Origin of the sequence: Micromonospora sp. WMMD1128, from assembly GCF_027497235.1 — a bacterium.
In the GTDB taxonomy this organism is placed as follows: Bacteria; Actinomycetota; Actinomycetes; order Mycobacteriales; family Micromonosporaceae; genus Micromonospora.
This window is the reverse complement of sequence record NZ_CP114902.1, coordinates 3,644,290-3,666,855: the sequence shown is the minus strand read 5'-3', so window position 1 is coordinate 3,666,855 and position 22,566 is coordinate 3,644,290. Positions and strand designations below refer to the sequence as shown.

Genomic DNA, 22,566 nt, shown 5'->3' with positions numbered 1-22,566 from the left:
GTCCCCCTTGGAGGGCCCATGCGGCTCCGACACCTTCTCCGAACGGCGGCGGTCGCCGACGCCCCGGCCCGCCGGCGCCCGCGGGCGATCCTGGCGGCGGTGCTCGCGGTGCTCGCCGCGTCCGCCGGTCTGCCGGTGGGCGGGCCGGCGCAGGCCGCGCCCGCGGTGAACTACACCAACCCGCTCGTCAACCAGCGGGCCGATCCACACATCGTCCGGCACACCGACGGCTACTACTACATGACCGCGACAGTGCCGCAGTACGACCGGATCGTGCTCCGGCGGGCCACCACCCTGCAAGGGCTGGCCACCGCCGCGGAGACGACGATCTGGCAACGCCACACCAGCGGGGAGATGGGCGCCCACATCTGGGCCCCGGAGATCCACTTCATCAACAACAGGTGGTACGTCTACTTCGCCGCCGGGCGGACCGACGACGTGTGGCGGATCCGGATGTATGTGCTGGAGAACGGAAGCGCGAACCCGATGTCCGGCGGGTGGACCGAACGCGGCCGGATCACCACGCCGTGGGACACGTTCAGCCTGGACGCCTCCACGTTCGTGGTCGGCGGGGTGCGCTACCTGACCTGGGCCCAGCAGGAGCCCGGCATCTCCACCAACTCCAACGTCTACCTCGCCCGGATGGGCGCCAACCCGTGGCAGATCACCGGCCCGGTCACCCGGCTGGTGGTGCCGACGTACGACTGGGAGACCCGCGGTTACCGGGTGGCCGAGGGCCCGACGGTGATCCAGCGCGACGGCCGGGTGTTCCTCACCTACTCGGCCAGCGCCACCGACGCCAACTACTGCCTCGGCCTGCTGAGCGCGTCCGCCGGCGCGAACCTGCTCGACGCCGCCGCCTGGCGCAAGAGCCCGACCCCGGTGTTCGCCAGCAACGCGGCCACCGGGCAGTACGGCCCCGGACACAACTCCTTCACCGTGTCCGAGGACGGGCAGAGCGACATCCTGGTCTACCACGACCGCAACTACCGGGACATCACCGGCGACCCGCTCAACGACCCGAACCGCCGGACCCGGATCCAGAAGCTCTACTGGAACGCCGACGGCACCCCGAACTTCGGCATCCCGGTGGCCGACGGGGCCACGCCGGTCCGGCTGCGGGCACACGACCTGACCGACAGCTACGTCCGTCACTACGACTATCGCGCCCGGATCGAGCCGAACGTGACGAACCTGGCCGACTCGCAGTTCCGCATCGTCCCCGGTCTCGCCGGCGGAGGGACGGTGTCGTGGGAGTCGACCAACTTCCCCGGCTACTTCCTGCGCCACCGCGGCTTCGCCCTCTACGTCGAACGCGACGACGGGTCGACCCTGTTCGACGGCGACGCGAGTTTCCACCGGCGGGGCGGCCTGGCCGACAGCACCGGAATCTCCCTGGAGTCGCAGAACTACCCCGGACGGTACGTCCGCCACCGCGACGGCCTGCTCTACGTGGAGACGGTCACCTCGACCGCCGACCGCGCCTCGGCCACGTTCCACCTCGAGTAGTGACCGCGCCGGATCCGCGCTTCTCGGTCCGCTGTTCATCTGCCGCCTGCCGATCATGCAACCGCAGTTCAGACGGCTCCTCAAGGCTCAGCGCAGGACGTGAGACGCGCGGAACCGAGGAGTGCTCGTGACGGACAGAGACATGGACAACGCCGACCGACCGCAGGTGTCCCGCCGGCAGTTGGTCAAGTACGCCGGTGTCGGCGCGACGCTCGCCGCCGCCGGCCCACTCGTCGGCGGCGAGCCGGCGGCGGCCCGGGAGAACAGGAGCGGAGAGGCTGCGCGGGGTGGGCACCAGAAGCGGGCGTGGCGGGCCGGTGACCACCACGTCCACTCCGAGTACAGCGGCGAGTTCGACACCTCGACGAACCCGCCGACGTTCCACAAGGGCGCCGACGCGGTGTACCCGATCGTCACCAACGCGATCATGGCGAAGAACTTCGGCCTGACCTGGGCGATGTGCACCGACCACGGCGGTCCCACCCACTCGAAGGTCAACCTCGAGCAGGCGTACCCCGATCTGCTGCGCTCCCGCCGGCTGGTGCCGGAGGTGTTGCAGTTCTGGGGCATGGAGTTCGACGCGCCGGCGCTGGACCACCACACGCTGATGATCCCGCGCCACGACGACGAGGCGAAGATGCTCTTCGAGCTGGAGAGCCGCTTCGCCAAACGGGACCCGTTCCCGGCCGACCCGGGCAGCGACACCGAGGCCAAAATGATCGAGTTCCTCAAGGTGGCCCGCGGCATGCCGCTCAAGCCGCTGGTGATCGCCCACCACGCCTCCCGGTCGGCCACCGGGCTCGGCGTCTACGGCCAGGACACGCCGCGGGAGTTCCGCAACGGCCACAACGTCGCCCCGGAGGTGTACGTCGGTTTCGAGGGCGCCCCCGGGCACCAGGCCAGCCCGCTCAACGGCGGCAGCCGTGGCGGCTACGGCAACCATCCGACCTACGGCGGCTTCGACCAGATGACCGCCCGCGTCGGTGGGCTGTGGGACTCCCTGCTCGGCGAGGGACGCCGCTGGTGGATCACCGCGACCTCCGACTCGCACGTGCACTGGACCCGCGGCGGCTCGGACTTCTGGCCCGGCGAGTACAGCAAGACCTACGTGCTGGCCCGGCAGGACTACGGCGACATCATGGACGGCCTGCGCAACGGGCGGATCTGGGTCACCACCGGTGACCTGATCACCAGTCTCGACCTCACCGCCAGGTCCCAGGGCCGCACGGCCGAGACCGGACAGACCATCACGGTGAGTCGCCGCCAGCGTCGCGACGTCGAGATCGAGATCCGGTTCCGGCCGCTGCACGGCCGCAACGCCAACGGCGACCGCCCGGAGGTCCGCCGCGTCGACCTGATCGTCGGCCGGATCACCGGCCCGAACCCCGACCCGGACGCCGACACCAACCCCAGCACCAGGGTCGTCGCCCGCTTCGGCCCGCGGGACTGGCGCCGGCAGGGCGCCGACCACGTCATCCGCCACACCCTGCGCGACGTGGACGGCGACCTCTACGCCCGGGTACGCGGCACCAGCACCGACGAGGCCGAGCCGCTCGCCGACGGGCTGGAGAGCCCGTGGGAGGACCTGTGGTTCTACTCGAACCCGGTCTTCGTCCACGTCCGCTGACCGCGCCGGGCGACTCCGTGCGTGGCCTGGCCACGGCGTGACGCTGTTTCCGGCATTTTGCCAGCGGGACAGCGGAGGTCTTTGTGAGGCTGTCATCGTGGTGGTGGCGCGCGGTGACAAGGCGGTTGAGCTGCGTGTTCACGGAGTGTCAGGCGCCTCGGCGGAGGCGATCGTCGACCATCCGATCGTGGTGCGGGTGGCGGGGGACCGGCACGCCGGCTTCTACCGGGTCCGGGAAGGGCTCGGCTCGGCGGGCGGCGCCACCGCCGGGGTCGTGGTGGAGGCGTACCGGTGGGGGGCCCTGACCGCCGGGGTGGCGGTGCGGACGGCGTCGATGCTGCTGTTGTTGCCGTTCATGCTGGGCAACCTCGCGGTCTGGCTCCGTCCCACGCTGGCGGACCGGTTCGGTCTGCTCGGCGGGCTGTGCCGCCTGCTCGCCGGCTCGCTGACCGTGGCGATCACGCTGGCGTTGGTCGGGGTCACGATGAATCTGCCCGGCTGGCAGTGCGTTCCCCACCTGGAGTGTCGGGACGGGCGGCCGTACCTGTCGTGGCTCGTCGCGTTGCCGATGGGGCCGCGCCTGGCGGTGCTCGCGTTGGTGCCGCTGCTGGCGTTGCGTGTGTTCTGGGCTGTCGGGTCGCGATCGGCCCGCGCCTTCGAGGGCTTCGGTACGGAGCCGGCGCGCGAGCGGTTCCTGGAGTCGACCGCGAGCCTCGCCGCGCCCGGCATCTGGCACGACGAGCGGATGACGTCATGGCTGCGGCAGATCCACGTCGGCCTGGGCGCCGGCACGGTCGACGTGGCCCTGGTCGTCGCGGTGTCGCACGGCCGGTGGAACGGCGTCGCCGTCGGACTTCTCGGCCTCGCCGCCGGACTCGTGGCGTTCTGCGCCGCGCTGCTGCTGGCGACGGTCCCCACGGGGTGGGCCGGACCGTTGCGACGCCTGCTGTGGATCCTCGTCGCGGTGGCCACCGTGTCCAGCCTGGGATATGCCGCCTCCCTGCGGGAGGTTGCCGTGGGGGTCGGGCAGATGCCCGGGTACGAGGGGGCCGTCGCCGGCCTGTTCGCGGCGCAGGGGCTGCTGCTGGTCCTGATCGCCGCCGTGACCATCGTCCGGCAGCGCACCCGGCCGGCCGGCGCGCACGCCCTGCTCCGCGGACTCGGCACACCGCTGGTGGCGGCGATGTCGGTGACCGTCGCGTCCGCGTACACCACCACGCTGGTGTTCCGGACCGCGGACCAACTCGACCGGGGCCGCATTCCTGATCCGATCCGGCCCAGCCCGCCTGCGCTGGGCCCGCTGGAGCCGCCGGTGGCGTACTGGTGGGCCGCGCTCGCCGGGCTCGCCGCGTTGCTTGTCGTCACCGCCGCGGTCGCCGTCACCCTGCCTGCCGCCCGACGCCGACGACGGGCGTACGCGCGGCGCGTGGTCGAGCGGGACTATCCGGACGTGCCCGCCTCGGCGGCCCCTCGGCTGCACGCGGTCCGCGAGACGATCGCCAGCTCCTTCGTCACCGAGGAACTCGGGCCGACGCTCGTCGCGTTCTTCGTGGTGTCCTCGCTCGGCCTCGCCACGGTCGCGCTCGACCTCGTCGGGATCGGACCCACCCAGCTCGCCGCACGCCTCAACCGGCGGCACGACGCCCTCGCCGTGCTCACCGCGTACGTCACCGACATCGGTATCTGGATCATCAGCCTCCTCGTCGTCGGACTGCTGGTCCTGGGCTACCGGGCGTACCGGTCGCCGGAGACCCGCCGGCTCGTCGGTGTGCTGTGGGACCTGGGCACGTTCTGGCCGCGCACGGTGCACCCGTTCGCGCCGCCCTGCTATGCCGCCCGCGCCGTGCCCGAGTTGACCCGACGGGTGTGCGCGCTCGCCGCCCGGGGGCCCGTGGTGATCTCGGGGCACAGCCACGGCTCCGTGCTGGCCGCCGCCACCGTCCTGCAACTGCCGCCCGAGGCTCTGCCCCGGGTCGCGCTGCTGACGCACGGCAGCCCCCTGTATCGCGTGTACGCCCGCCTGTACCCCGCCTTCCTCGGTGAACGGGTGCTGTGCGATCTCGGTGAGCGGATCGACTGGCGGTGGCGCAATCTCTGGCGCGACACCGACCCGATCGGCGCGTCGATCTTCGACCATCCCGACGTCGCGCCCGACGTGCCGCCGGTGGCCGCCACGGTCGACGTGCGCCTGCGCGATCCGCCAAGCGTCACCGTGGCGCCCGCGGACACCGTCCCACCCCCGGTCGAACGCCACTGGCCCTACCACACCCAACCCGAATACCAGGACGCTGTCCGGTTCCTCCTGGACCGGATGAACCGTGGGTGAGATCGGGCGTGACGGCCGTGAGAACGGTGGCGGGGGCGCGACCAAGTCGACGCCAAGTGGGCGCCATGTGTGGGGCCGCAGACTCGGGGCACGACATCGCACCGAGTGGGCCGCCCACCGAGGCGGCCGGAGGAGAACATGAGCATGACCGGATCCGAGACCGGGCCGAACCTCGTCGGCTTCCGGATCAACCACCGCACCATGCGGGCCGACACCCGACGGCTGGCCGAGCTGGCGGACCGCGTGGCCACCGGCCAGATCAGGTACGACCGCCGCCGGGCCGGGGCCCTGCGGACGTACGTCCGGCTGCTCTGTGACGGCATCCACCATCACCACCGGATGGAGGACGAGGTCCTCTGGCCGGTGTTGGAGCGCTCCGCCGCGGACGAGATCGACCTGCGGGAGCTCAGCGACGACCACGCGTCACTGGATCCGGTGCTCGACGAGGCGCGCGCGGCCGTGGACGACCTGGCCGCCGTGTTCGCCTCCGGCGACGCGGGGAGTGCGCGGGTGCGGGTCGCCGCGGGTCGCCTCGCCACGGTCCTGGCCCACCTGCGTGACCTTCTGGACGAGCACATCGAGGAGGAGGAGCGACTGGTCTTCCCGGTGATCCGGCGGTACGTCAGCGTGGCCGACTGGGACTCGGTGGAGCGGGCGGTCCGCAAGGGCGGCGCGCTGCGTTTCGAACTGCCCCGGATCGAGCGGTACGCGCAGCCGGACGAGTTGGCCGAGCTGAAGCGGACGGCGGGACCGGTGCTGCGGCTGACGCTCGCGGCGTTGCGACCGGGCTTCCGTCGCCGGGAGGCGCGGGTCTTCGGCGGGTGAGCGGGCCGGTGGACCGGCTCAGGCCGGCACCGCCACGTAGGCCGAGTCGTCGCGCCACGGCACCGCGTCGACGGCGCGGGCCAGCCGCAGCCCGGCGTCCCGGTGCGCGGCGGCGGTCGCCGGCTCGCCGAGCGCGGCGGCGAGTTCGGCGAGGGTCTGGTCCACCGGGCCGAGCGAGATCGACCCGCACTCCAGCCCGGCGAAGCGCCCGGCCCACGGCGTCAGCTCCCGGTAGCAGCGCCGGGCGGCCGGGCGGTCGCCGAGCCGGGCCGCGACCTGACCGCGCAGGGTCATCCAGTAGAGCCACAGGTAGTCCGGGCGCACCGGCGCGTCCGGCCGCCACACCGCCCGGGCCGCGTCGTGGTCACCGGCGGAGAGCAGCGCGTGGGCCAGCACGTCGTGGGCGTCGTCCGGCACCCGCGCGTGCACCTGCCGGAGCTCGTCGACCACCTCGTGTCCGCGTCCGGCCACGCTCAGCACGGTGAAGCGACCCATCAGCCCCATCGCCGCCGCGTTCGGGCCGCCGACGCGGCTCATCCGGTCGCTCACCTCCGCGTAGCGCCGGGACGCCTCGTCCAGGTCGCCCCGGAACAGGGCGCGCAGGCCGGTGAACCAGCCCATGACGGCGAGGATCAGGCCGAGCTGCCCGGTGGTCGCCTCCGCCACGGCGCGGTCGACGTGGTGGCCGGCCCGGTCGAAGTCGACGTCGGCGAGCGCCGCCTGGTAGAGGATGTGGTGGGCCTGGCAGCGGTACGCGGTCAGCCCCGCCGCGTCGGCCGTCGCGAGCAGCTCCCGGCCCACCGCGGGCAGTTCGGCGCGGTGCGCCGGCGCGACGGTGACGAAGTAGCGGGCGTTGAGCGCGCGGCACAGCACGCCCGCGTCGTCCTGGCGGCGGGCCAGCGTGAGCGCCTCCCGGGTGACCTCGTCGGCGCGCCCCAGGTCGGCGCCCTCGATCTCGAACGCGAGCGTGCTCAGCAGTTGCGAGCGCAGCGTCGGACGGTCCGGGCCGACCCGGGCCAGCTCCCGCTCCAGCAACCGCACCAGCGGCTCGTCGACCACCCGGTCGGGCCGGATGGTCCAGGTGACCGGGGCGTCGATGCAGGTCAGCGCGGCGTGCACGGCCGCCGGGTCGCCGAGGTCGGCGGCCAGCCGCAGCGCCTGCGCCCGGGCGGCGCGGGCGGTCAGCACGTCCCCGGCGAGCGCGCTGGCGGCGGCCAGGTCCCGGTGCAGGTCCAGCCGGGTCCGGACGGCGGTGGCCGGCGCCAGGTCGACGGCGCGCAGCGCGCCGGCCCAGAGCGCGGCGGCCTCCCGTGGCGCGCCGAGGTCACCGGCGCGGCGGGCCGCCGCGGTGAGGTGGACGACCGCCTCCGCGGCGGTGGACCGGGTGAGGGCCGCGAGCGCGTGCCGCCCCAGCGCCGCCACGTCGTCGGCGCGCTGCTCGCGCAGCACGGCGAGGACGCGGCTGTGGATCCGGGTGCGGCGCAGCAGGGGAACGCTGTGGTAGAGCGCGTCGCGCATCAGCGCGTGGGCGAACCGCACCCGCCCCGGTGCGGGTTCGACGAGCAGACCCGCGGTCACGCCGGCTTCCAGCCCGTCGAGGATCGGCTCCTCCGGGCCACCCTCGATGGCGAGCAGGATGTCGACGTCGGCCTCCGTGCCGCAGACCGCCGCGTGCCGCAGCACGGTACGGGCGCCGGCCGGCAGTCGCGCCAACCGGCGGGCCAGCACGTGGCCGAGGCCGGCGGGAACGCCGTCGAGCGCCGCCGCCGGCCCCTCGGCCGCGACCAGTTTGGCCAGCTCGATGGTGAGCAGGGGATTACCGGCCGAGCGTGTCCACACCGTGTGCGGCAGTTCCGGATCGGCGCTGTCCACGCCTTGGCGGCGCAGCAGCTCGGCGACGGCGTCCCGGCCCAGGCCGCCGAGTTCGAGGTCGACCGCGGGCACCCCCGCCAGCGCCGCCCGCGCGCCCACCAGGTCGTCGGTGACCTCGTCCGGCCGGTACGTCGCCACGATCAGGGTGGGCGCCTCGGCGAGGGCGGCGGCGAGGTGCCGGAGGATCCGCAGGGTCTCCCCGTCGGCGCGGTGGACGTCCTCGATCACCAGCAGCAGGGGCGCCCGGGTGGCCAGCCGGGCCAGGTAGGCGGCCAGCGCCAGGCGGAGGTGGAACTCGTCGTACCCGCCGGGGGCGCCGGGCGGGTCGGTGTCCAGCAGCAGCCGCAGGCCGTGCGCCTCCGCGTCGTCCGGGGGAAGGAACCGGCGGGCGGCGGTGACCACCTCGCGCCAGGCCCAGGCCGGCGGTGCGCCTTCCACCTGCGGGCAGTTCCCGACGACCGGCTGCCAGCCGTCGGCGGCGAGGGAGCCGGCGAGCTGCTGTGCGAGCGTCGACTTCCCCGCGCCCGCCTCGGCGCCGATCCAGCAGATGCCGAGACCGGATCCGGCGGCGCGGGTGGCCGCGGCCCGGAGCCGGGCCAGTTCCGACTCGCGACCCAACGGGTGCGTCGGGTGGGTCGTGGCGGTGGCGAGGGGTCGCGACGTGGCCGCCGGCGCGGGGGCGGTGGCCTCCAGACGCGGGCTCTGGCGCAGCAGATCCGTCTCCAGGGTCCGCAGCTCGCGGCTGGGGTCGATGCCCAGTTGCTCGGCCAACGTGGCGCGGACGGCGCGCAGCACGTCGAGCGCGTCGGCCTGCCGCCCGAGTCGGTAGAGCGCGACCGCGAGCAGCATGGCGCCACGTTCCCGCAGCGGGTACTCGCGGACGTGCGGGTCGAGGTCGCGCACGACCTCGTCCGGCCGGTCGAGGTCGAGCAGGACCTTCGCCCGCTGCTCCACGGCGCTCAGCCACAGCTGCGCCAGCCGCTCGCCCTCCCGCTCCGCCCACGGCTCCCCGACGAACTCGGCGTACGGGGTGCCCTCCTGCCAGCAGCCCAGCGCCGCGTCCAGGGCACCGATCGCGGCTGCCGGTCGCCGTTCGGTGTCCGGCGTGAGCGCCCGCAGCGCCGCCTCGAACCGCCAGGCGTCCACGGCCGAGGTCGGCAGCCGCAGGGCGTAGCCCGGGGCGGCGGTGACGAGGACCCGGGCCGGGGTGCGCCGCGGGCGGTCCGGCTCCAGCGCCCGCCGCAGGTTCGACACGTACACCTGAAGGGCCGCCTGGGCGCGCGGCGGTGGGTCTCCCGACCAGAGATCCTCGACGAGCCGGTCCACCGACACCGCGTGGCCGCCGCCGGCGACGAGCCGGGCCAGCACCGCCCGCTGCCGGGGCGCGCCGAGGTTGACCGTGGCGCCGCCGCGGGTGGCCCGCACCGGACCGAGCACGCCGATCGTCGTCACGCTGCGACCCTAGTCGGGCGGGCCGGCCCGGCAGATCCCACGTTCGACGGTCCCGGCCGGTCCGCTCGGGTTCCGGCCCGCCGCCGGTCAGCGGGTCGAGACGCCCCCGGTGAGCGCGTCCGACGTCAGGCCGGCCTCGTGCCCGACCACCACCACGTGCACGAAGGCCTGGGGCATGCCGGTGAAGTGCCAGGTACGCCGGCCGGTGTCCGATGTGCCGGGGACGATCGCCCAGGTGGCGCCGACCTCGGTGGTCGGATAGTCCTCGCCCGGTGTGGTCTGCAACCAGCTCAGGTCGATCCGGTAGTTGTCCTCCCGGACCGAGCTGTCGGTGAAGGTGACGTCCAGGGTGCGCTCGCCCGCGTGGTAGCCGGGGGTCAGGGTCAGGTCACCGGGCGGCACCGGCTTGACGGTGTACTGCGGGCAGGACAGCGGGGCGACCTCGGGCACCGGCTGGCTGCCGTCGGGCACGTTGTTCGCGGTGACGCAGAACCGGTGCGTGCCGGCCACCGCCGAACTGGGCACGGTGAAGGAGAAGCCGACGTAGGCGCCCCGCCCGGCGTGCCACAGGTCCGCCGGGCGGGTCACCGCGGGCGGCACGTCGGTCCCCACCGTCACCCGCACCGGGCCGCCGTTGGGGTCGCTGGCCCAGCCGCTGACCCGCACCGCCCCGCCGACGTACTCCCACGACTCCAGCGCGCCCATCGGGTACTTGTCGCTGCCCACCGGCGGTGGCGGTGGCTCCGTCGGGCTGTCGTCGCAGGCCGGCGGCGGGTTGGGGACGTCGCAGTAGGGGCGGGCGAGCGCGGTTCCGGCGGTGACCGCGACCAGGCCGGCGCTGACGGTGAGCGCCAGGCCGGCGGCGAGAAGTTTCTTCATGGGCGCAGCACAGCAGCCGCCACTTGGGTCCGACTTGGTGGGTGGCCGGTGGGCGCGTTAAGCCGCCGCCAAGCTGTGCGGGAGAGCTTTCCCATCGAATTCCACGCGGTGCCGGGGCGGGCCGCACGACGACGGAGGGAACGACATGGGCAGCATTCTGGTCACCGGCTCGGTGGACGGCATCGGCCGGCGGACCGCGGCGCAACTTCTCGCCCGGGGGCACCGGGTCGTGCTGCACGCCCGCAACGAGGAACGGGCGGCGGTCGCCAAGACGGCGCTTCCGGCGGCGGAGGCGATCGTGGTCGGCGACCTGGCTTCGATCGAGGAGACCACCGCGCTCGCCCGGTCGCTGTCCGGGTACGGCCGGCTGGACGCCGTCGTGCACAACGCCGGGATCGCCCGGCTGGACGCCCCGGCCCGGGAGCTGACCCGGGACGGGCTGGAGTCGACGTTCCAGGTGAACGTGCTCGCGCCGTACCTGTTGACGGCCCTGTCGCCCCGGCCCGGGCGGCTGGTGTTCGTGTCGTCGGCGATGGCCGCCGACGGCGTGCCCGACCTGACCGACCTGCGGTACGACGCGCGTCCGTGGAACGGGGTCGAGGCGTACTCCACCTCGAAGCTGCTGGACCTGGCGCTCGCGTTCGCCCTGGCCCGGCGGTGGCCCGACGTCCTGAGCAACGCGGTCGACCCCGGCTGGGTGCGCACCAGGATGGGTGGCGACGCCGCGCCGACGAGCCCGGACGACGCCGCGCGGGCCCAGGTGCGCCTCGCCGTGGGCACCGAGCCCGACGCCCTGGTCAGCGGAGACTACGTGAGTGACCGCGACTGGCGCCCGGAGCGCGGGCGGATCGACCCGGTGGGGGACGAACTGCTCGTCCGGTGCGCGGAGCTCACCGGCGTCGGGTTGCCCGGGTGACGGTCCCCCCGAGGCCCGCGGCGGCTCGGCCGGGTCACCAGGTCTGGTCGAGCACCCGCAGCACGTTGCCGCCGGTGACGGCAGTGATGTCGGCGTCGGCGTAGCCCTCCCGGACCAGCCAGCCGATGATGTTGGCGAGGCCCTCGGTCGGGTTCTCCACCCCGGCCACGTACTCGACCGGCTCGAACGGCGCGACGAGCGGCGGTTCGGTGAACCCGGGCGACCGGGCCAGTTCCCGGTGCAGCGCGACGTGATCGCCGTACAGGGTGTCCGGGCCGAAGGTGACGTGGTCGATGCCCATCAGGTCGACGCAGTAGCGGAAGTGGTCCATCACCGAGTTGATGTCGTGCCGCGGATGGGCGGCGGAGATCGTGGTGTGCGGCGCGGCCTCGATGCCGATCAACCCGCCGCGTTCGGCGCAGGCCACCAGGACCTCGTCGGGTTTCATCCGGGACGTCGGCCACACCGCGCGGGCGCCGGCGTGGGTGATCAGCACGGGCGCGGCGGACTCGGCGATGGTGTCCAGGCAGGTGCGGTCGCCGGAGTGCGAGACGTCGATGGCGATGCCGAGGCGGTTCATCCGTTCCACCGCGCGCCGGCCGAACGCGGTCAGCCCGCCGTCGCGCCGTTCCTTGAGGCCACCACCGAGCGTGTTGGCCTCCGAGTAGGCGATTCCCATCTGCCGGATGCCCAGCCCGTAGAGGATGTCGATCCGGTCGACCTGGTTCTCGATCGGGGTGGCGGCCTCCAGCGACAGGACGATGCCGACCGTACCGTCCCGGTGGGCCCGTTCGATGTCGCGCAGGTCCTGCACGACGTGGGCGTACGACTGCTTGGCGAGGTCGGCCCGGCGCATGCCGATGTCGTAGACGGTGTCCTCCCAGCTCCAGCCGGTGTGGCTGACGATGCAGCCGGTGCCGTCCATCAGGTTGTCGAACACCGCGGTGAGCCCGGACGCGGCCAGCCCCTCGTAGCTGGTGAACTGGCGGCCGGCCCGGTTGTACTCGCCGAGCCGGCCCATGTCGGCGGGAAAGTTCTGCGGGTGTTCGTGCAGGCTGATCACGATGTTCTCGCGCAGCAGCCGGGCCGCGCGTTCCGCCTGGTCGGGGGTGAGGCCGAGGTCGTACGCGGGGACCCGGCCGAAGGTCGGGGCCAGGTCGATCCGTGGATAGTCCACACCCGGTCGCAGGAAGGAGAACGCCTGGTAGCCGTCGTAGGTCATGGTGACACCCATCGGTGAAGGAAGTCGGCGACGATCGCGGTCACCTGGGCCTCGCGTCCGTTGTAGAAGTGGTCGCAGCCGGGCACCACCACCGATTCGCACGGACCCGCGGTCAGGTCCCGGAACCGGGTGCCGGGGAACGTCGCCTCGGGTTCCGTGTCCCCGCGCACGTAGAGCGTCGGGCAGGCGATCGCCGGCGCGTACGCCAGCAGGTCCGGCACGGTGGTGATCCGGTCGAGGAAGCTGCGCGCGGTGATCACGTACCACCAGCCGGGCATCAGCATCAGCTCGTCGCCGCGCCCGGCCGCCACCATCTCCTCGGCCCGGCGGCGCATCTCGGGCAGCCGTGACCCGGCGAGCAACCCGTCCCGCTGGGTCTGCGCCGGGCCGCCGCGCCCGGCGGAGAGCAGCACGAGGGCGGGTGTGTCCGGCCGTTCGGCGACGTGCGGCGCGGCCATCATGCCGCCGTTGCTGTGCCCGATCACCACCGGCGCGGGGTAGCCCCGTCCGGCCAGCCAGTCCGCGGCGGTCGCGTGGTCGGCAAGCGCCTCGGCGGTGGTCTGGAAGGCGCCGCCCTCCATCCGTTCCTTGTCACCGCGGACGCTGAGCACGTCGTGGGCGCGCCGGTTGAAGGCCAGGCAGGCGAACCCCATGGCGATCAGCCGGGGTGGCAGGAACCGGGGCGGCCCGACGTAGAAGTTCATCGTGTTGCCGTGGAAGAAGATCACCGCCCCGGCGAGGGCGCCGCCCTCCGGTTCGTACAGGAGGCCGTCGAGCGGGGTGGTGTCGGTGGGGATGCTCACCAGCTCGCCGCGTAGCGTCGCACCGGTCATTGCGCGAACAGACAGATCAGGCCGGCCACCAGCGCGGTCCGGGCGATCGTCGGCTCGACCAGGATGTGCTCGCCGCGGGCGTGCGCGCCGTCGCCGACGGCGCCGATCCCGTCCAGCACGGGCAGGCCGAGCGCGGCCAGGAAGTTGGCGTCGCTGCCGCCGCCGGCCGCGCACTCGTCGAGGTCCTCGCCGTGGCCGGCGGCAAGCGCCCGGGCCAGGTCGTACATCGCCGCGATGCCTGGTGTGCGGGGCATCGGCGGCCGGTTCCAGCCGCCGCTGATCCGCACGGCGAGCTTCTCGTGCGTCGGCCGCAGGGCGGCGACCGCGGTCTCGATGCGGGTCGCCTCCTCGGGTGTGGTCACCCGGACGTCGAGCATCGCGCGGGCCCGCCCGGCGATCACGTTGGTCCGGGAGCCGCCGGTCACGGTGCCGATGTTGACGCTGGTGCCCCGGTCGAGGTCCTCGAGCGCGCGCAGTCGCAGGACGACGCGCGCCATCTCGTCGATGGCGCTGACCCCGCGTTCGGGGTCGAGGCCCGCGTGCGCCTCCACGCCGTCCACCTCGATCCGGAAGATGCCGACGCCCTTGCGGGCGGTCTTCACCGCGCCGTGCACGCCCGGCTCCAGCACCAGGGCGGCGTCGACCCCGTCCGCGGACGCCTCCACCGTCGGGCGGGAGAAGATGCTGCCCAGCTCTTCGTCGCCGTTGAGGACGATCCGCAACGGCGGCCGGGGCAGTCCGACCGCGTCGAGCGCCCGGATCGCCCAGAGGCCCTGGACGAGGCCGGCCTTCATGTCGAAGATGCCCGGCCCGGTGGCGGTCGGCCCGGACCGGGCGTAGGGCCAGTCGGCGAGCGTGCCGGCGCTCCACACGGTGTCGTAGTGGCAGAGCAGCAGCAGCCGTCGCGGTCCGAGACCGGGGAAGTCGGCGACGAGCGTGTCGCCGAGCGCGCCGCCGTCGTGCCGGGTCGACGACTCCGGCGGGCCGAGCGTCGCGGTCACCTGGTCGGTGAGCCACCGCAGGGCCTCGTCCAGGTGCGGTTTGCTGTCGCTCGGCGTCTCCAGCGACACGTACGCCGCCAGGTCGGCCAGCAGGTCGTCGGTGTGTTCCGTCAGCCACCGCCGGACCTTGCCGAGGTCGACGTCGGCCGCGCGTGCGGGGCTTGGCAGATCGGTGTTCACATCTGGCTCCCGCCGTTGATGCCGAGCATCTGACCGGTCATGAAGTCGCCGGCCGCCGACGCCAGGAACACCGCCACCCCGGCCACGTCGGCGGGCGTGCCCAGCCGGCGCAGTGGCAGTTCGGCGGCCTTCGCCCGTTCGGCCGCGGAATCGGGGAAGATGTCCTTGTTCATGTCGGTGACGATGGAGCCGGGGCCGATCGCGTTGACCGTGATGCCGTGCGGTCCGGCCTCCGCGGCCAGGGACTTGGTCCAGCTCAGCAGGAAGCCCTTGGTGCCGGCGTAGACCGCGCCACGGTCCCAGGACTTCAGGGCGAGCTGGGACGAGATGTTGATGATCTTGCCGTGGCCCTGGGCGGTCATCGACGGCAGCAGGGCATGGGTGACGCGCAGCGGCGCCCAGATGTTCAGGCCGATGTCGCTGGCCCACTGCTCCTCGGTGGACTCGGCGAACGCGCCGACCGCCATCACCCCGGCGTTGTTGACCAGGATCTCCACCGAGCCGAGGGCGGCCAGCGCGTCCGCGGCGAGTTGCCGGGTGGCCGCCGGGTCGGTGAGGTCGGCCCGCAGCGCCGAGGCCCGGTCGGGGAACCTGTCGGTCAGGTCCGTCACCGGGGTGCGGTGATGGTGCAGCGCCACGGTGGCGCCCTCGTCGAGGAACGCCTCCGCGATGGCCCGGCCGAAGCCCCGCCCCGCGCCGGTGATCAGCGCGGTCCGGCCGGCGAGCCGGCCGCTCACGACGCCACCGCCACGGTCAGGAGCCCGGCCAGTTCATCCACGGTGGACAACCACCCGACCGACGTCTCGATCTGGCGTAACCCCATGCGGTGCAGCTCGTCGCCGTTCATGCTGCCGCAGCAGTCGGCGAGCAGCACCACACCGAAGTCCCGGGCCTGCGCGTCGAAGGAGGTGTGCAGGACGCAGTTGTTGGTGTTCACGCCGGCCACCACGAGGGTGCGGACGCCGAGTTCCCGCAGCACGAGTTCGAGTTCGGTGGCGTAGAAACCGCTGTAGCGGTGCTTGACCACCACCGGCTCGGACGGCAGCGGCTCGGTGGCCGGCATGAACTCGGCGTACGGGCTGCCCTCGACGCACTTGCCGTCCTGCCGCAGGAACGACGCGCCGACGATCGGCTTGCCGTTCTGCCAGGCCATGAACGGATTCCGGTGCTGACGCGGCGCGTCCAGCCCGGCCGCCTTCTTCCAGGTCGCCACGTGCACCACGGGCATGCCGGCGGCCCGGGCGACCGTCAGCGCCTCGCCGGTGCGCGCCGTGACCTCGCGCGCCTTCTCCGGCGGCAGCGTGTGGTAGCCCACGCCGTCCACGTCCAGGTGTCGCCGTTGCATGTCGATGACGAGCAGCGCGGTGTCCCGCACGGTGATGCGGTCGGCCACCTCGGGCGGTAGTGCCACGTGTGGCTCCTCTCAGGTCAAGCCGGGCAGCACCCGGGCAGCGGCGTGCAGGACGGACTCGGTGACGGTGCGGGGCAGGTCCGCCGAGGCGACAAACCCGACCGGGTCCTCGTCGGCCATGTCGAACGGATAGTCGCTGCCGACGACGAGGCGGTCGAAGCCGACGATCTCCCCGACGTGACGCAGCACGGTCGGGTCGAAGACCACCGAGTCGTAGTGGAAACGACGGAGTTGGGCGCGCGGACCGGTCGGCAGGTCGGCGAGTTCGGCGCGGTGCCGGTGGCCGTGTTCGAGCCGGCCGACCAGGTGGGGCAGGGCGCCACCACCGTGGGCGAGCACGACCGTCAGTCCGGGGTGCCGGTCGAGCAGCCCACCGAAGAGCAGCTGCGCTCCGGTGAGCGCGGTCTCGGTCGGATTGCCGACCAGGTTGCGCAGGTGGAATCGGGACATCCGGGCGGCGCCGGAGACGAAGTGCGGGTGGACGAAGACCGGGACGCCGAGTTCGGCGGCGGCGGCCCAGAACGGCTCCAGTTCCGGCGCGTCGATGGGCTCGCCGCCGACACTCGTCAGCACCTCGACCCCGGACATCCCCCGACCCCGGACGGCCGCGACGAGTTCCGCCGCGGCGGCCTCCCCGCCGGCCTGCAGGGGCACCACCGCGAAACCGATCAGGTGCCGGGGGTACGCCTGGACGGCGGCGGCGATGCCGTCGTTGAGCCGGCGGGACCAGTCCACGCCGGCACGTGGCGCGAGTTCGTACCGGACGGCGAACGGGGGAACGAGCAGGACCCGACGGTCGAGCCCCTGCCGCTGCGCGTCGGTGACCTGCTGCTCCGCGTTCAACAACGCCTGCGGCACCCGGTAGTCGGCACCGTCGAAGCTCAGCACGGTCTGTTCCGTGGCCGGGCCCGCCGACACCGGCGAGCCCGGCCCGACCGCCGACGGCGGGAGGTAGTGGCTGTGCAGGTCGACGATCACGGCTACCGCGGGATGACCGGGAGGAGCAGGTAGGACTCCTGCCCGTCGGCGAAGTGCAGGACGTTGGTCCCGCCGAAGACGTCCGCCGGGCGGTCCCGCTCGTCGTCGTGGCGGAAGGGGCCGATGCCGCGCAACGGGTAGCGGGCGCCGGGGGTGGCCTCGGCCCCGTTGTCGTAGTCGCGCCCCCGGATCAGCAGACCGATCCGGCAGCCGGGCGGGATCACCAGGCAGGTCGGCCAGATCTCGATGTCCAGCTCGACCGGCTCACCGGGGGTCAACGGCTGGATCTCGTCGTGCGTGTGCCACGGCCGGTACGGCAACGAGCGCTGCGGGTCCAGCTTCCGGTGCGAGGCGCGCAGCCAGCCCAGCCCGATCGGCGTACGCGGATCGTTCGAGCCCTGGAAGGTGATCTCGTTGCCGTCCGGGTCGAAGACCTGGAGGCAGGCGAACACGTCGGCGTCGATGGTGTCCGAGGAGAGGAACAGCTTGGCCGCCACCGGCCCGGTGATCTCGGTCTGCTCGGCCAGCGGTGCGCTCAGGAAGGTGACCCCGTCGCCTGTGGTCCGGTAGCTGACCGCGTCGCCGGGGGTGAAGTCGGCGTCCAACGTGCGGTCCGCGGCGTTCAGGTAGAACTTCGTCCACCGCGTCCGGGCCAGCGGCCACTCCTGTTCGCCGCGGTCGACGAACACCTCACCCGGGTGGCGCACGCGCAGCGCCACCGGTGGCTGCTTCTCCCATCCGGTGTCGGCGCCCTGGAGGAAGTGTCCGAAGAACCGCTTCTGCAGGGCCACCCCGTAGTCGGTGTAGAAGCCCGACGAGTGCGTGTCGCCGTGCATCTCCAGCCACTTCTGCGTCGAGGCGGCGCCCAGGTAGCCCTCGATGTTGCCGCGCGGGTGCAGGCCCTGTCCGCCCCAGTTGCCGCAGGACAGGAACGGCGTGACGACCTTCGACAGGTCGGCGGTGCGGTCGGTGGAGAACGAGTCGAGCAACGGGTGCTCGACCGCCGTCTCGTACGGGTCGACCCGGTTGCGGGCCAACTCCTCCGGGGTGAGCGTCTCCGGGCCGGCGACCGGCTCGCCGGTCACCCGGCTGACCGGGCCGTTGTCACCGAGGCCGTGCTGCACCTGCTTGATCAGGCCCTGGAACCAGCCGCCGAGGAAGCGGCTGAGGATGCCGCCGTGCCGGCAGAACTCGCGGTAGAAGTCGGCGGCGCCCTCCTGCACGAGCATCGCGGTCAGGTGCGGCGGTTGCAGCGCGGCGACGTGCCACTGGTTCATGGCGTAGTAGGAGATGCCGCTGAGCCCCACCTTGCCGTTCGACCAGGGCTGCACCCCGGCCCACTCGATGCAGTCGTAGTAGTCCCGGGTCTCCCGGGGCGACCACGGATCCAGCACGCCCGCCGAGCGCCCGGCGCCACGGGAGTCCACCCGGACGCAGACGTAGCCGTCCGGCACCCACTTCTCCGGGTCGACGGTCTCCCAGTTGGCGTACGCGTTCGAGGTCCCCTCGGCCACCTCGGGGAAGTCCCGGACCAGCTTGTCCCAGTTGAACTTCCAGCCCTCCTGGAAGGCCAGGCCCTTGGCGTACGGGCCCATGGTCATCAGCACCGGGTAACGGCCCTCGTCCACCGGCGCGAACACGTCGGCGTAGAGCACCAGGCCGTCGTCCATCTCGATGGGCACGTCGAAGCTGATCCGCATGCCGTCCCGCAGGACGGTCTTGTCGGTGTCCATGCCGTCCCTCACTTTCCGGCCGATGCCTGGGCGTACTGGTTGTCGTAGAGCTTGGGCAGCTCGGCCGCGTTGAACCCGGTGAGATCCTTGTTCTTGTCTTCCTGGGCGTTCTCCAGCGTCTGGACGAGGTTCTCCTCGTGGATGGCCCCGGACCGGTCGGCGTCCTTGGTGAAGTCGTTGATCCAGTAGTCCCACACCTTCCCCGCGGCGGCCTGGTCCACCTTCAGCTCCTTGGAGATCACCGCCGTGACCTTGTCCTTGTTGGCGGGGTCGTGCATGAACTCCTGGGTGGCCCGGTAGCCCTTGGCGAACCGGGTCGCCGCGTCCTGGTTGGCGTCCAGCCAGCTCCGCTTGCCGACGATCACGTACGACGCCGCCTTCTGCAGCTTCGGCACGCTGTTGGCCTTGCCGATGACGGTGGCACCGGTGGCGGTGAGCCGGTCCACGTCCGGCGGGGAGCAGAGCACGACGTCCACGGCGCCGGAGATGAGCGCGCTCACCCGGGCGCTGGTGGCCCCACCGGTGACGAACTTGACCTCGTCCAGACCGATGCCGTTGGCTTCGAGGAACGCGGTCGCCGAGTGGTAGTCCTCGCTGGAACCGGCCGAGTTCACGCTGATGGTGCGGCCCTTGAGATCGTTCACCGAGGTGATGCCCTTGCCGCCCACGACGCTCAGCGGGCTGCCGTTCATCGGGTTGAGGACCATGACCAGGCTCGGCTCCTTCTGGTAGGCGATCATGGTCTGCTGGGCGCTGGCGATGCCGAACTGGGTGGAGTCGCCCAGCACCGACGGCAGCACCTGGGCCGCGCCGCCCTGGAACACCACCGGCTCGAAGTCGATGTCGAATTGGTCGAACAGCTTCTGGTCGCGAGCGACCGCGACCCACAGGTGCGAGGCGTTGATGGCGCTCAGCCCGAGCTTGATCTTGACGCGGTCACCGGCGGAGGAGCCGGTGGATGCGGGGTCCTCGCCGCCGCAGGCGCTGAGACCAGTCAGCGCGAGCACGGTCGCGGTCACGGCGGCGATGGTGCGAATGGGTCGCATGTACTGCCCCTTCTTCACAAGGGTTAGGGCGTGCGGGATCCGTCGGCCGGCCGGGGGCCGGTCACGGGCGGGGCGAGACCGGTCAGGTCATCGCCATCGAGGCGCGGACCTCCTCCTCGATGGTCTTCCAGATGCGGTCGTAGATGGCGCTGAACTCGGGCGACCGCTTGAGGTCCAGGTTGCGCGGACGCGCGAAGGGAACATCGATGATCTCTTTGACGCGCCCGGGTCGGGCGGTCATCACGACGATCCGGTCGGCGAGGTAGATGGCCTCGTCGATCTGGTGGGTGACGAACATGACCGTACGGCCGTCGGTCTGCTGCCACATGCGCAGAAGTTCGGTCTGCATCACCTCGCGGGTCTGCGCGTCCAGCGCGGCGAACGGCTCGTCCATGAGCAGGATGTCCGGCCGGATGGTGAACGCCCGGGCCAGGTTGACCCGTTGCCGCATGCCGCCGGAGAGCTCGTGGGGGTAGTACTTCTCGAAACCCTTCAGGCCGACCAGTTCCAGGTATTCGGTGGCCTGCCGCTGCGCCGTGCGGCGGTTGACTCCCTGCAACTCCAGCCCGAAGGTGACGTTGCGCAGCACGGTCCGCCAGGGCAGCAGGTTGTCCTGCTGGAAGACGAAGCCACGATCGGTGCCGGGCGCGTTCTGCGGCCGACCGTCGATCAGGAGCTGGCCCTCACTTGCCGTCTCCAGGCCGTCGACGATGCGTAACAGCGTGGTCTTGCCGCACCCGCTGGCGCCGAGCAGGGCCACGAACTCGCCGGCCCGGACGGTCAGGTTGATGTCGCTGAGGGCGTTGGTGCGGGTCTCGCCCCGGTGGAACGCCTTGAACAGGTGGCGCGCTTCGACCTTCGGCGTCGTCACAGGATCTTGCCTCCGTTCTTGCCGTTCTGCCGCCACGGTGCGATGCGGGTCTCCAGGACGTACATGGCGCGGATGAACACCACGCCGATCGCGGCCAGGACGAAGACGCCCATCCACACCGCTGCGGTGTCGAAGTTCTGCGAGGAGATGAAGACCCGGTGGCCCAGGCCGGAGGTGGAGCCGAAGAACTCGGCGACCACCACGCCCATGAGCCCGCGGCCGACGGCCAACCGCAGACCGGTCACGACGAAGGGAACGGACCAGGGCAGGAGGATCTTGGTGAACCGCTGCATCTTGCTCGCGCCGAAGGCACGCGCCGTCTCGATCAGGTTCGGATCGGTGGTGCGGATGCCGGCCGTCGTGTTCAGCACGATGGGGAAGACCGCGAGGGTGAACACCACCGCCACCCGGGCGGTCATGCCGATGCCGAAGACCAGGATGTAGAGCGGCGCCAGCGCGATGAGCGGAGTGGAGTAGAGCGCCGACATCCACGGGTCGAGGAAGTCGAAGATCACTTTGTTGATCGCCATCAGGACGCCGATCAGGATGCCGACCAGGGCGGCCAGGAGGAAGCCCTGGGCGAAACCGGACAGGCTCTCGCGGAAGTCGAGCCAGAGTTCGCCGTTCTGCGCCGAGGTGCGGAACGCCGCGCCGATGTCACCGAGCGGCACGATCACCAGCGCGCTGGTGTTCGCGGCGATCACCTGCCACAGCACGCAGCCCAGAACCAGCGTGGTGATGGTGTGCAGCACGGTGGAGTGGGACTTGTAGAACCGCCGGAGGCGATTTCCGGACGTCCGACCCGGTGGGTCTTCGGCCCGGGTGTCGTCGGCGGTCCGTTCCGTCGTGGTGGTCACGGGTTCTCCTCGGTCGCGTCACCGGGTAGCGCCGGACGGGAAGCCGACGGGCGCTCAAGCCGCGCCCAAGGGCCGCGGCGCGGCGGCCCGACGACAGGCGAAATCGGACCGCACAGGCAGCCCATCCGCCGCCAGCAGCTGTGTTTGTCCTGTTCAGAGGAGTGTTCGCCGCTGGACGTGTACGAATTTTGGATCCAAAAAATCGGGGTGTCAACGGCTGTACCAGAATTTGTTCGCGATCCGTCGGCCGGAGAGCGCCCGCTTGGGGGCTGTCTGTCCAGGTTTCGAAGCGGCCGGGCCGGGGCGGCTCAGCGCGGCATGGCCTCCGGCCCGCGCTCGCGGACCGCCTTCTCGAACGCGGCCCGGGACAGCCGGACATGCGACCGAGCGGCGCGTTCCGCCCGACTCGGATCACCGGAGACGATCGCGTCCATGATCATCTGGTGTTCCCGCAGCGCCCGCAGCATGCCGCCGGCCACCTGCCACTGCCAGGCCAGGCGGCTCTGCCCGCCGAGGTTGTCGGTGACCTGCGCCAGCCGCGCGTTGCCGCACCGATGCCAGATCGCCCGGTGGAAGGCGGTGTCCAGGTCCCGCAGCCCGGCCAGGTCACCGGCCGCCGCGCACTCGTGCTGGCGCTCCAGGATCGGCTGCAACTCGTCCCGCACGAAGTCGGCCCCCGCCCCGGCCTCGGTCACCTTGCGCGCCGCGATGCCGTCCAACGCCTCCCGCAACTCGTAGATCTCCCGCATGTCGCGCAGCCCGATCTCCGGCACGTAGAACCCGCGGTGCGGGATGGCGACCAGGAAGCCGTCCCGTTCGAGGGCGGCAAGCGCCGACTTGATCGGGGTGGCGGACAGGTCGAGCCGCTCGGAGAGCATGCGGACGATGAGCTTGCGACCACCCGCCAACTCACCGCTGACGATCATCGCCCGGATCTCGTCGTAGGCACACTGGGCGAGAGTGCGGTCATTGGGCACACGGAATGATGACACGGCCGCGGCTCCGGCGCGGAACGCGAACGGCCGGGC

The 22,566-nt window shown here is 72.3% G+C and carries 18 protein-coding genes; 5 read left to right on the top strand and 13 right to left on the bottom strand.

What is annotated here, in order from left to right; all coding sequences use genetic code 11:
* Positions 1-18 precede the first annotated feature (18 nt).
* The 4 genes from O7602_RS16380 to O7602_RS16365 all read left to right on the top strand — a co-directional run bounded on the left by O7602_RS16380 (position 19) and on the right by O7602_RS16365 (position 6,287).
* On the top strand, positions 19-1,509 hold the full coding sequence (locus O7602_RS16380; protein ID WP_281583513.1) for a family 43 glycosylhydrolase: 1,491 nt from the start codon (positions 19-21) through the stop codon (positions 1,507-1,509).
* Between the two features lie 127 nt (positions 1,510-1,636).
* A complete protein-coding gene (locus O7602_RS16375; RefSeq protein WP_281583512.1) occupies positions 1,637-3,136 on the top strand; it encodes a phosphoesterase in 1,500 nt (499 codons plus the stop codon).
* 145 nt (positions 3,137-3,281) lie between these two features.
* The gene (locus tag O7602_RS16370; RefSeq protein ID WP_281583511.1) at positions 3,282-5,462 is read left to right on the top strand and encodes a hypothetical protein; all 2,181 of its coding nucleotides are present in this window, start codon (positions 3,282-3,284) and stop codon (positions 5,460-5,462) included.
* Between the two features lie 144 nt (positions 5,463-5,606).
* Positions 5,607-6,287 (top strand): hemerythrin domain-containing protein, encoded by a 681-nt coding sequence (locus O7602_RS16365; RefSeq protein ID WP_281583510.1) that lies wholly within the window; start codon positions 5,607-5,609, stop codon positions 6,285-6,287.
* A gap of 18 nt (positions 6,288-6,305) precedes the next feature.
* Here O7602_RS16365 and O7602_RS16360 read toward each other — a convergent pair whose 3' ends face one another.
* Both O7602_RS16360 and O7602_RS16355 read right to left on the bottom strand, forming a co-directional pair.
* Complete coding sequence (locus tag O7602_RS16360; RefSeq protein ID WP_281583509.1) at positions 6,306-9,611, bottom strand: BTAD domain-containing putative transcriptional regulator; 3,306 nt, start codon at positions 9,609-9,611, stop codon at positions 6,306-6,308.
* 87 nt (positions 9,612-9,698) lie between these two features.
* Positions 9,699-10,490: a hypothetical protein gene (locus O7602_RS16355; protein ID WP_281583508.1), complete on the bottom strand. Its 792-nt coding sequence runs from the start codon at positions 10,488-10,490 to the stop codon at positions 9,699-9,701.
* Positions 10,491-10,635: 145 nt separating this feature from the next.
* On the opposite strand from O7602_RS16355, the gene O7602_RS16350 reads away from it, so the two are divergent.
* A complete protein-coding gene (locus O7602_RS16350) occupies positions 10,636-11,406 on the top strand; it encodes an SDR family NAD(P)-dependent oxidoreductase (RefSeq protein WP_281583507.1) in 771 nt (256 codons plus the stop codon).
* A gap of 34 nt (positions 11,407-11,440) precedes the next feature.
* On the opposite strand, the gene O7602_RS16345 is transcribed toward O7602_RS16350, so the two are convergent.
* From O7602_RS16345 to O7602_RS16295, 11 genes are all read right to left on the bottom strand, one after another.
* Positions 11,441-12,640: a membrane dipeptidase gene (locus tag O7602_RS16345; RefSeq protein WP_281583506.1), complete on the bottom strand. Its 1,200-nt coding sequence runs from the start codon at positions 12,638-12,640 to the stop codon at positions 11,441-11,443.
* The gene (locus tag O7602_RS16340) at positions 12,625-13,461 is read right to left on the bottom strand and encodes an alpha/beta hydrolase (protein WP_281583505.1); all 837 of its coding nucleotides are present in this window, start codon (positions 13,459-13,461) and stop codon (positions 12,625-12,627) included. The genes O7602_RS16345 and O7602_RS16340 overlap by 16 nt, the downstream gene beginning before the upstream one ends.
* Positions 13,458-14,642 (bottom strand): M20 family metallopeptidase, encoded by a 1,185-nt coding sequence (locus O7602_RS16335; RefSeq protein ID WP_281583504.1) that lies wholly within the window; start codon positions 14,640-14,642, stop codon positions 13,458-13,460. The genes O7602_RS16340 and O7602_RS16335 overlap by 4 nt, the downstream gene beginning before the upstream one ends.
* Complete coding sequence (locus tag O7602_RS16330) at positions 14,639-15,379, bottom strand: SDR family oxidoreductase (protein WP_281583503.1); 741 nt, start codon at positions 15,377-15,379, stop codon at positions 14,639-14,641. Before O7602_RS16330 ends, O7602_RS16335 begins: the two co-directional genes overlap by 4 nt.
* A complete protein-coding gene (locus O7602_RS16325; RefSeq protein WP_281583502.1) occupies positions 15,376-16,053 on the bottom strand; it encodes a cysteine hydrolase in 678 nt (225 codons plus the stop codon). Before O7602_RS16325 ends, O7602_RS16330 begins: the two co-directional genes overlap by 4 nt.
* Positions 16,054-16,065: 12 nt before the next feature.
* Complete coding sequence (locus O7602_RS16320; RefSeq protein WP_281583501.1) at positions 16,066-17,031, bottom strand: amidohydrolase family protein; 966 nt, start codon at positions 17,029-17,031, stop codon at positions 16,066-16,068.
* Between the two features lie 2 nt (positions 17,032-17,033).
* A complete protein-coding gene (locus tag O7602_RS16315) occupies positions 17,034-18,764 on the bottom strand; it encodes a CocE/NonD family hydrolase (RefSeq protein WP_281583500.1) in 1,731 nt (576 codons plus the stop codon).
* Positions 18,765-18,772: 8 nt separating this feature from the next.
* The gene (locus O7602_RS16310; RefSeq protein ID WP_281583499.1) at positions 18,773-19,810 is read right to left on the bottom strand and encodes an ABC transporter substrate-binding protein; all 1,038 of its coding nucleotides are present in this window, start codon (positions 19,808-19,810) and stop codon (positions 18,773-18,775) included.
* Positions 19,811-19,892: 82 nt separating this feature from the next.
* On the bottom strand, positions 19,893-20,681 hold the full coding sequence (locus O7602_RS16305; protein ID WP_281583498.1) for an ABC transporter ATP-binding protein: 789 nt from the start codon (positions 20,679-20,681) through the stop codon (positions 19,893-19,895).
* A complete protein-coding gene (locus O7602_RS16300) occupies positions 20,678-21,538 on the bottom strand; it encodes an ABC transporter permease (protein WP_281583497.1) in 861 nt (286 codons plus the stop codon). The genes O7602_RS16305 and O7602_RS16300 overlap by 4 nt, the downstream gene beginning before the upstream one ends.
* 308 nt (positions 21,539-21,846) lie before the next feature.
* Entirely contained in the window at positions 21,847-22,515 is a 669-nt protein-coding gene (locus tag O7602_RS16295) for a GntR family transcriptional regulator (RefSeq protein WP_281583496.1), read from the bottom strand.
* Positions 22,516-22,566: the final 51 nt, after the last annotated feature.

Bases quoted from the DNA above. Each gene is read 5' to 3' on its own strand.
- O7602_RS16350 (WP_281583507.1), top strand. From the start codon at position 10,636: ATGGGCAGCATTCTGGTCACCGGCTCGGTGGACGGCATCGGCCGGCGG.
- O7602_RS16355 (WP_281583508.1), bottom strand. From the start codon at position 10,490: ATGAAGAAACTTCTCGCCGCCGGCCTGGCGCTCACCGTCAGCGCCGGC.
- O7602_RS16380 (WP_281583513.1), top strand. From the start codon at position 19: ATGCGGCTCCGACACCTTCTCCGAACGGCGGCGGTCGCCGACGCCCCG.
- O7602_RS16315 (WP_281583500.1), bottom strand. From the start codon at position 18,764: ATGGACACCGACAAGACCGTCCTGCGGGACGGCATGCGGATCAGCTTC.
- O7602_RS16345 (WP_281583506.1), bottom strand. From the start codon at position 12,640: ATGGGTGTCACCATGACCTACGACGGCTACCAGGCGTTCTCCTTCCTG.
- O7602_RS16310 (WP_281583499.1), bottom strand. From the start codon at position 19,810: ATGCGACCCATTCGCACCATCGCCGCCGTGACCGCGACCGTGCTCGCG.
- O7602_RS16340 (WP_281583505.1), bottom strand. From the start codon at position 13,461: ATGACCGGTGCGACGCTACGCGGCGAGCTGGTGAGCATCCCCACCGAC.
- O7602_RS16365 (WP_281583510.1), top strand. From the start codon at position 5,607: ATGACCGGATCCGAGACCGGGCCGAACCTCGTCGGCTTCCGGATCAAC.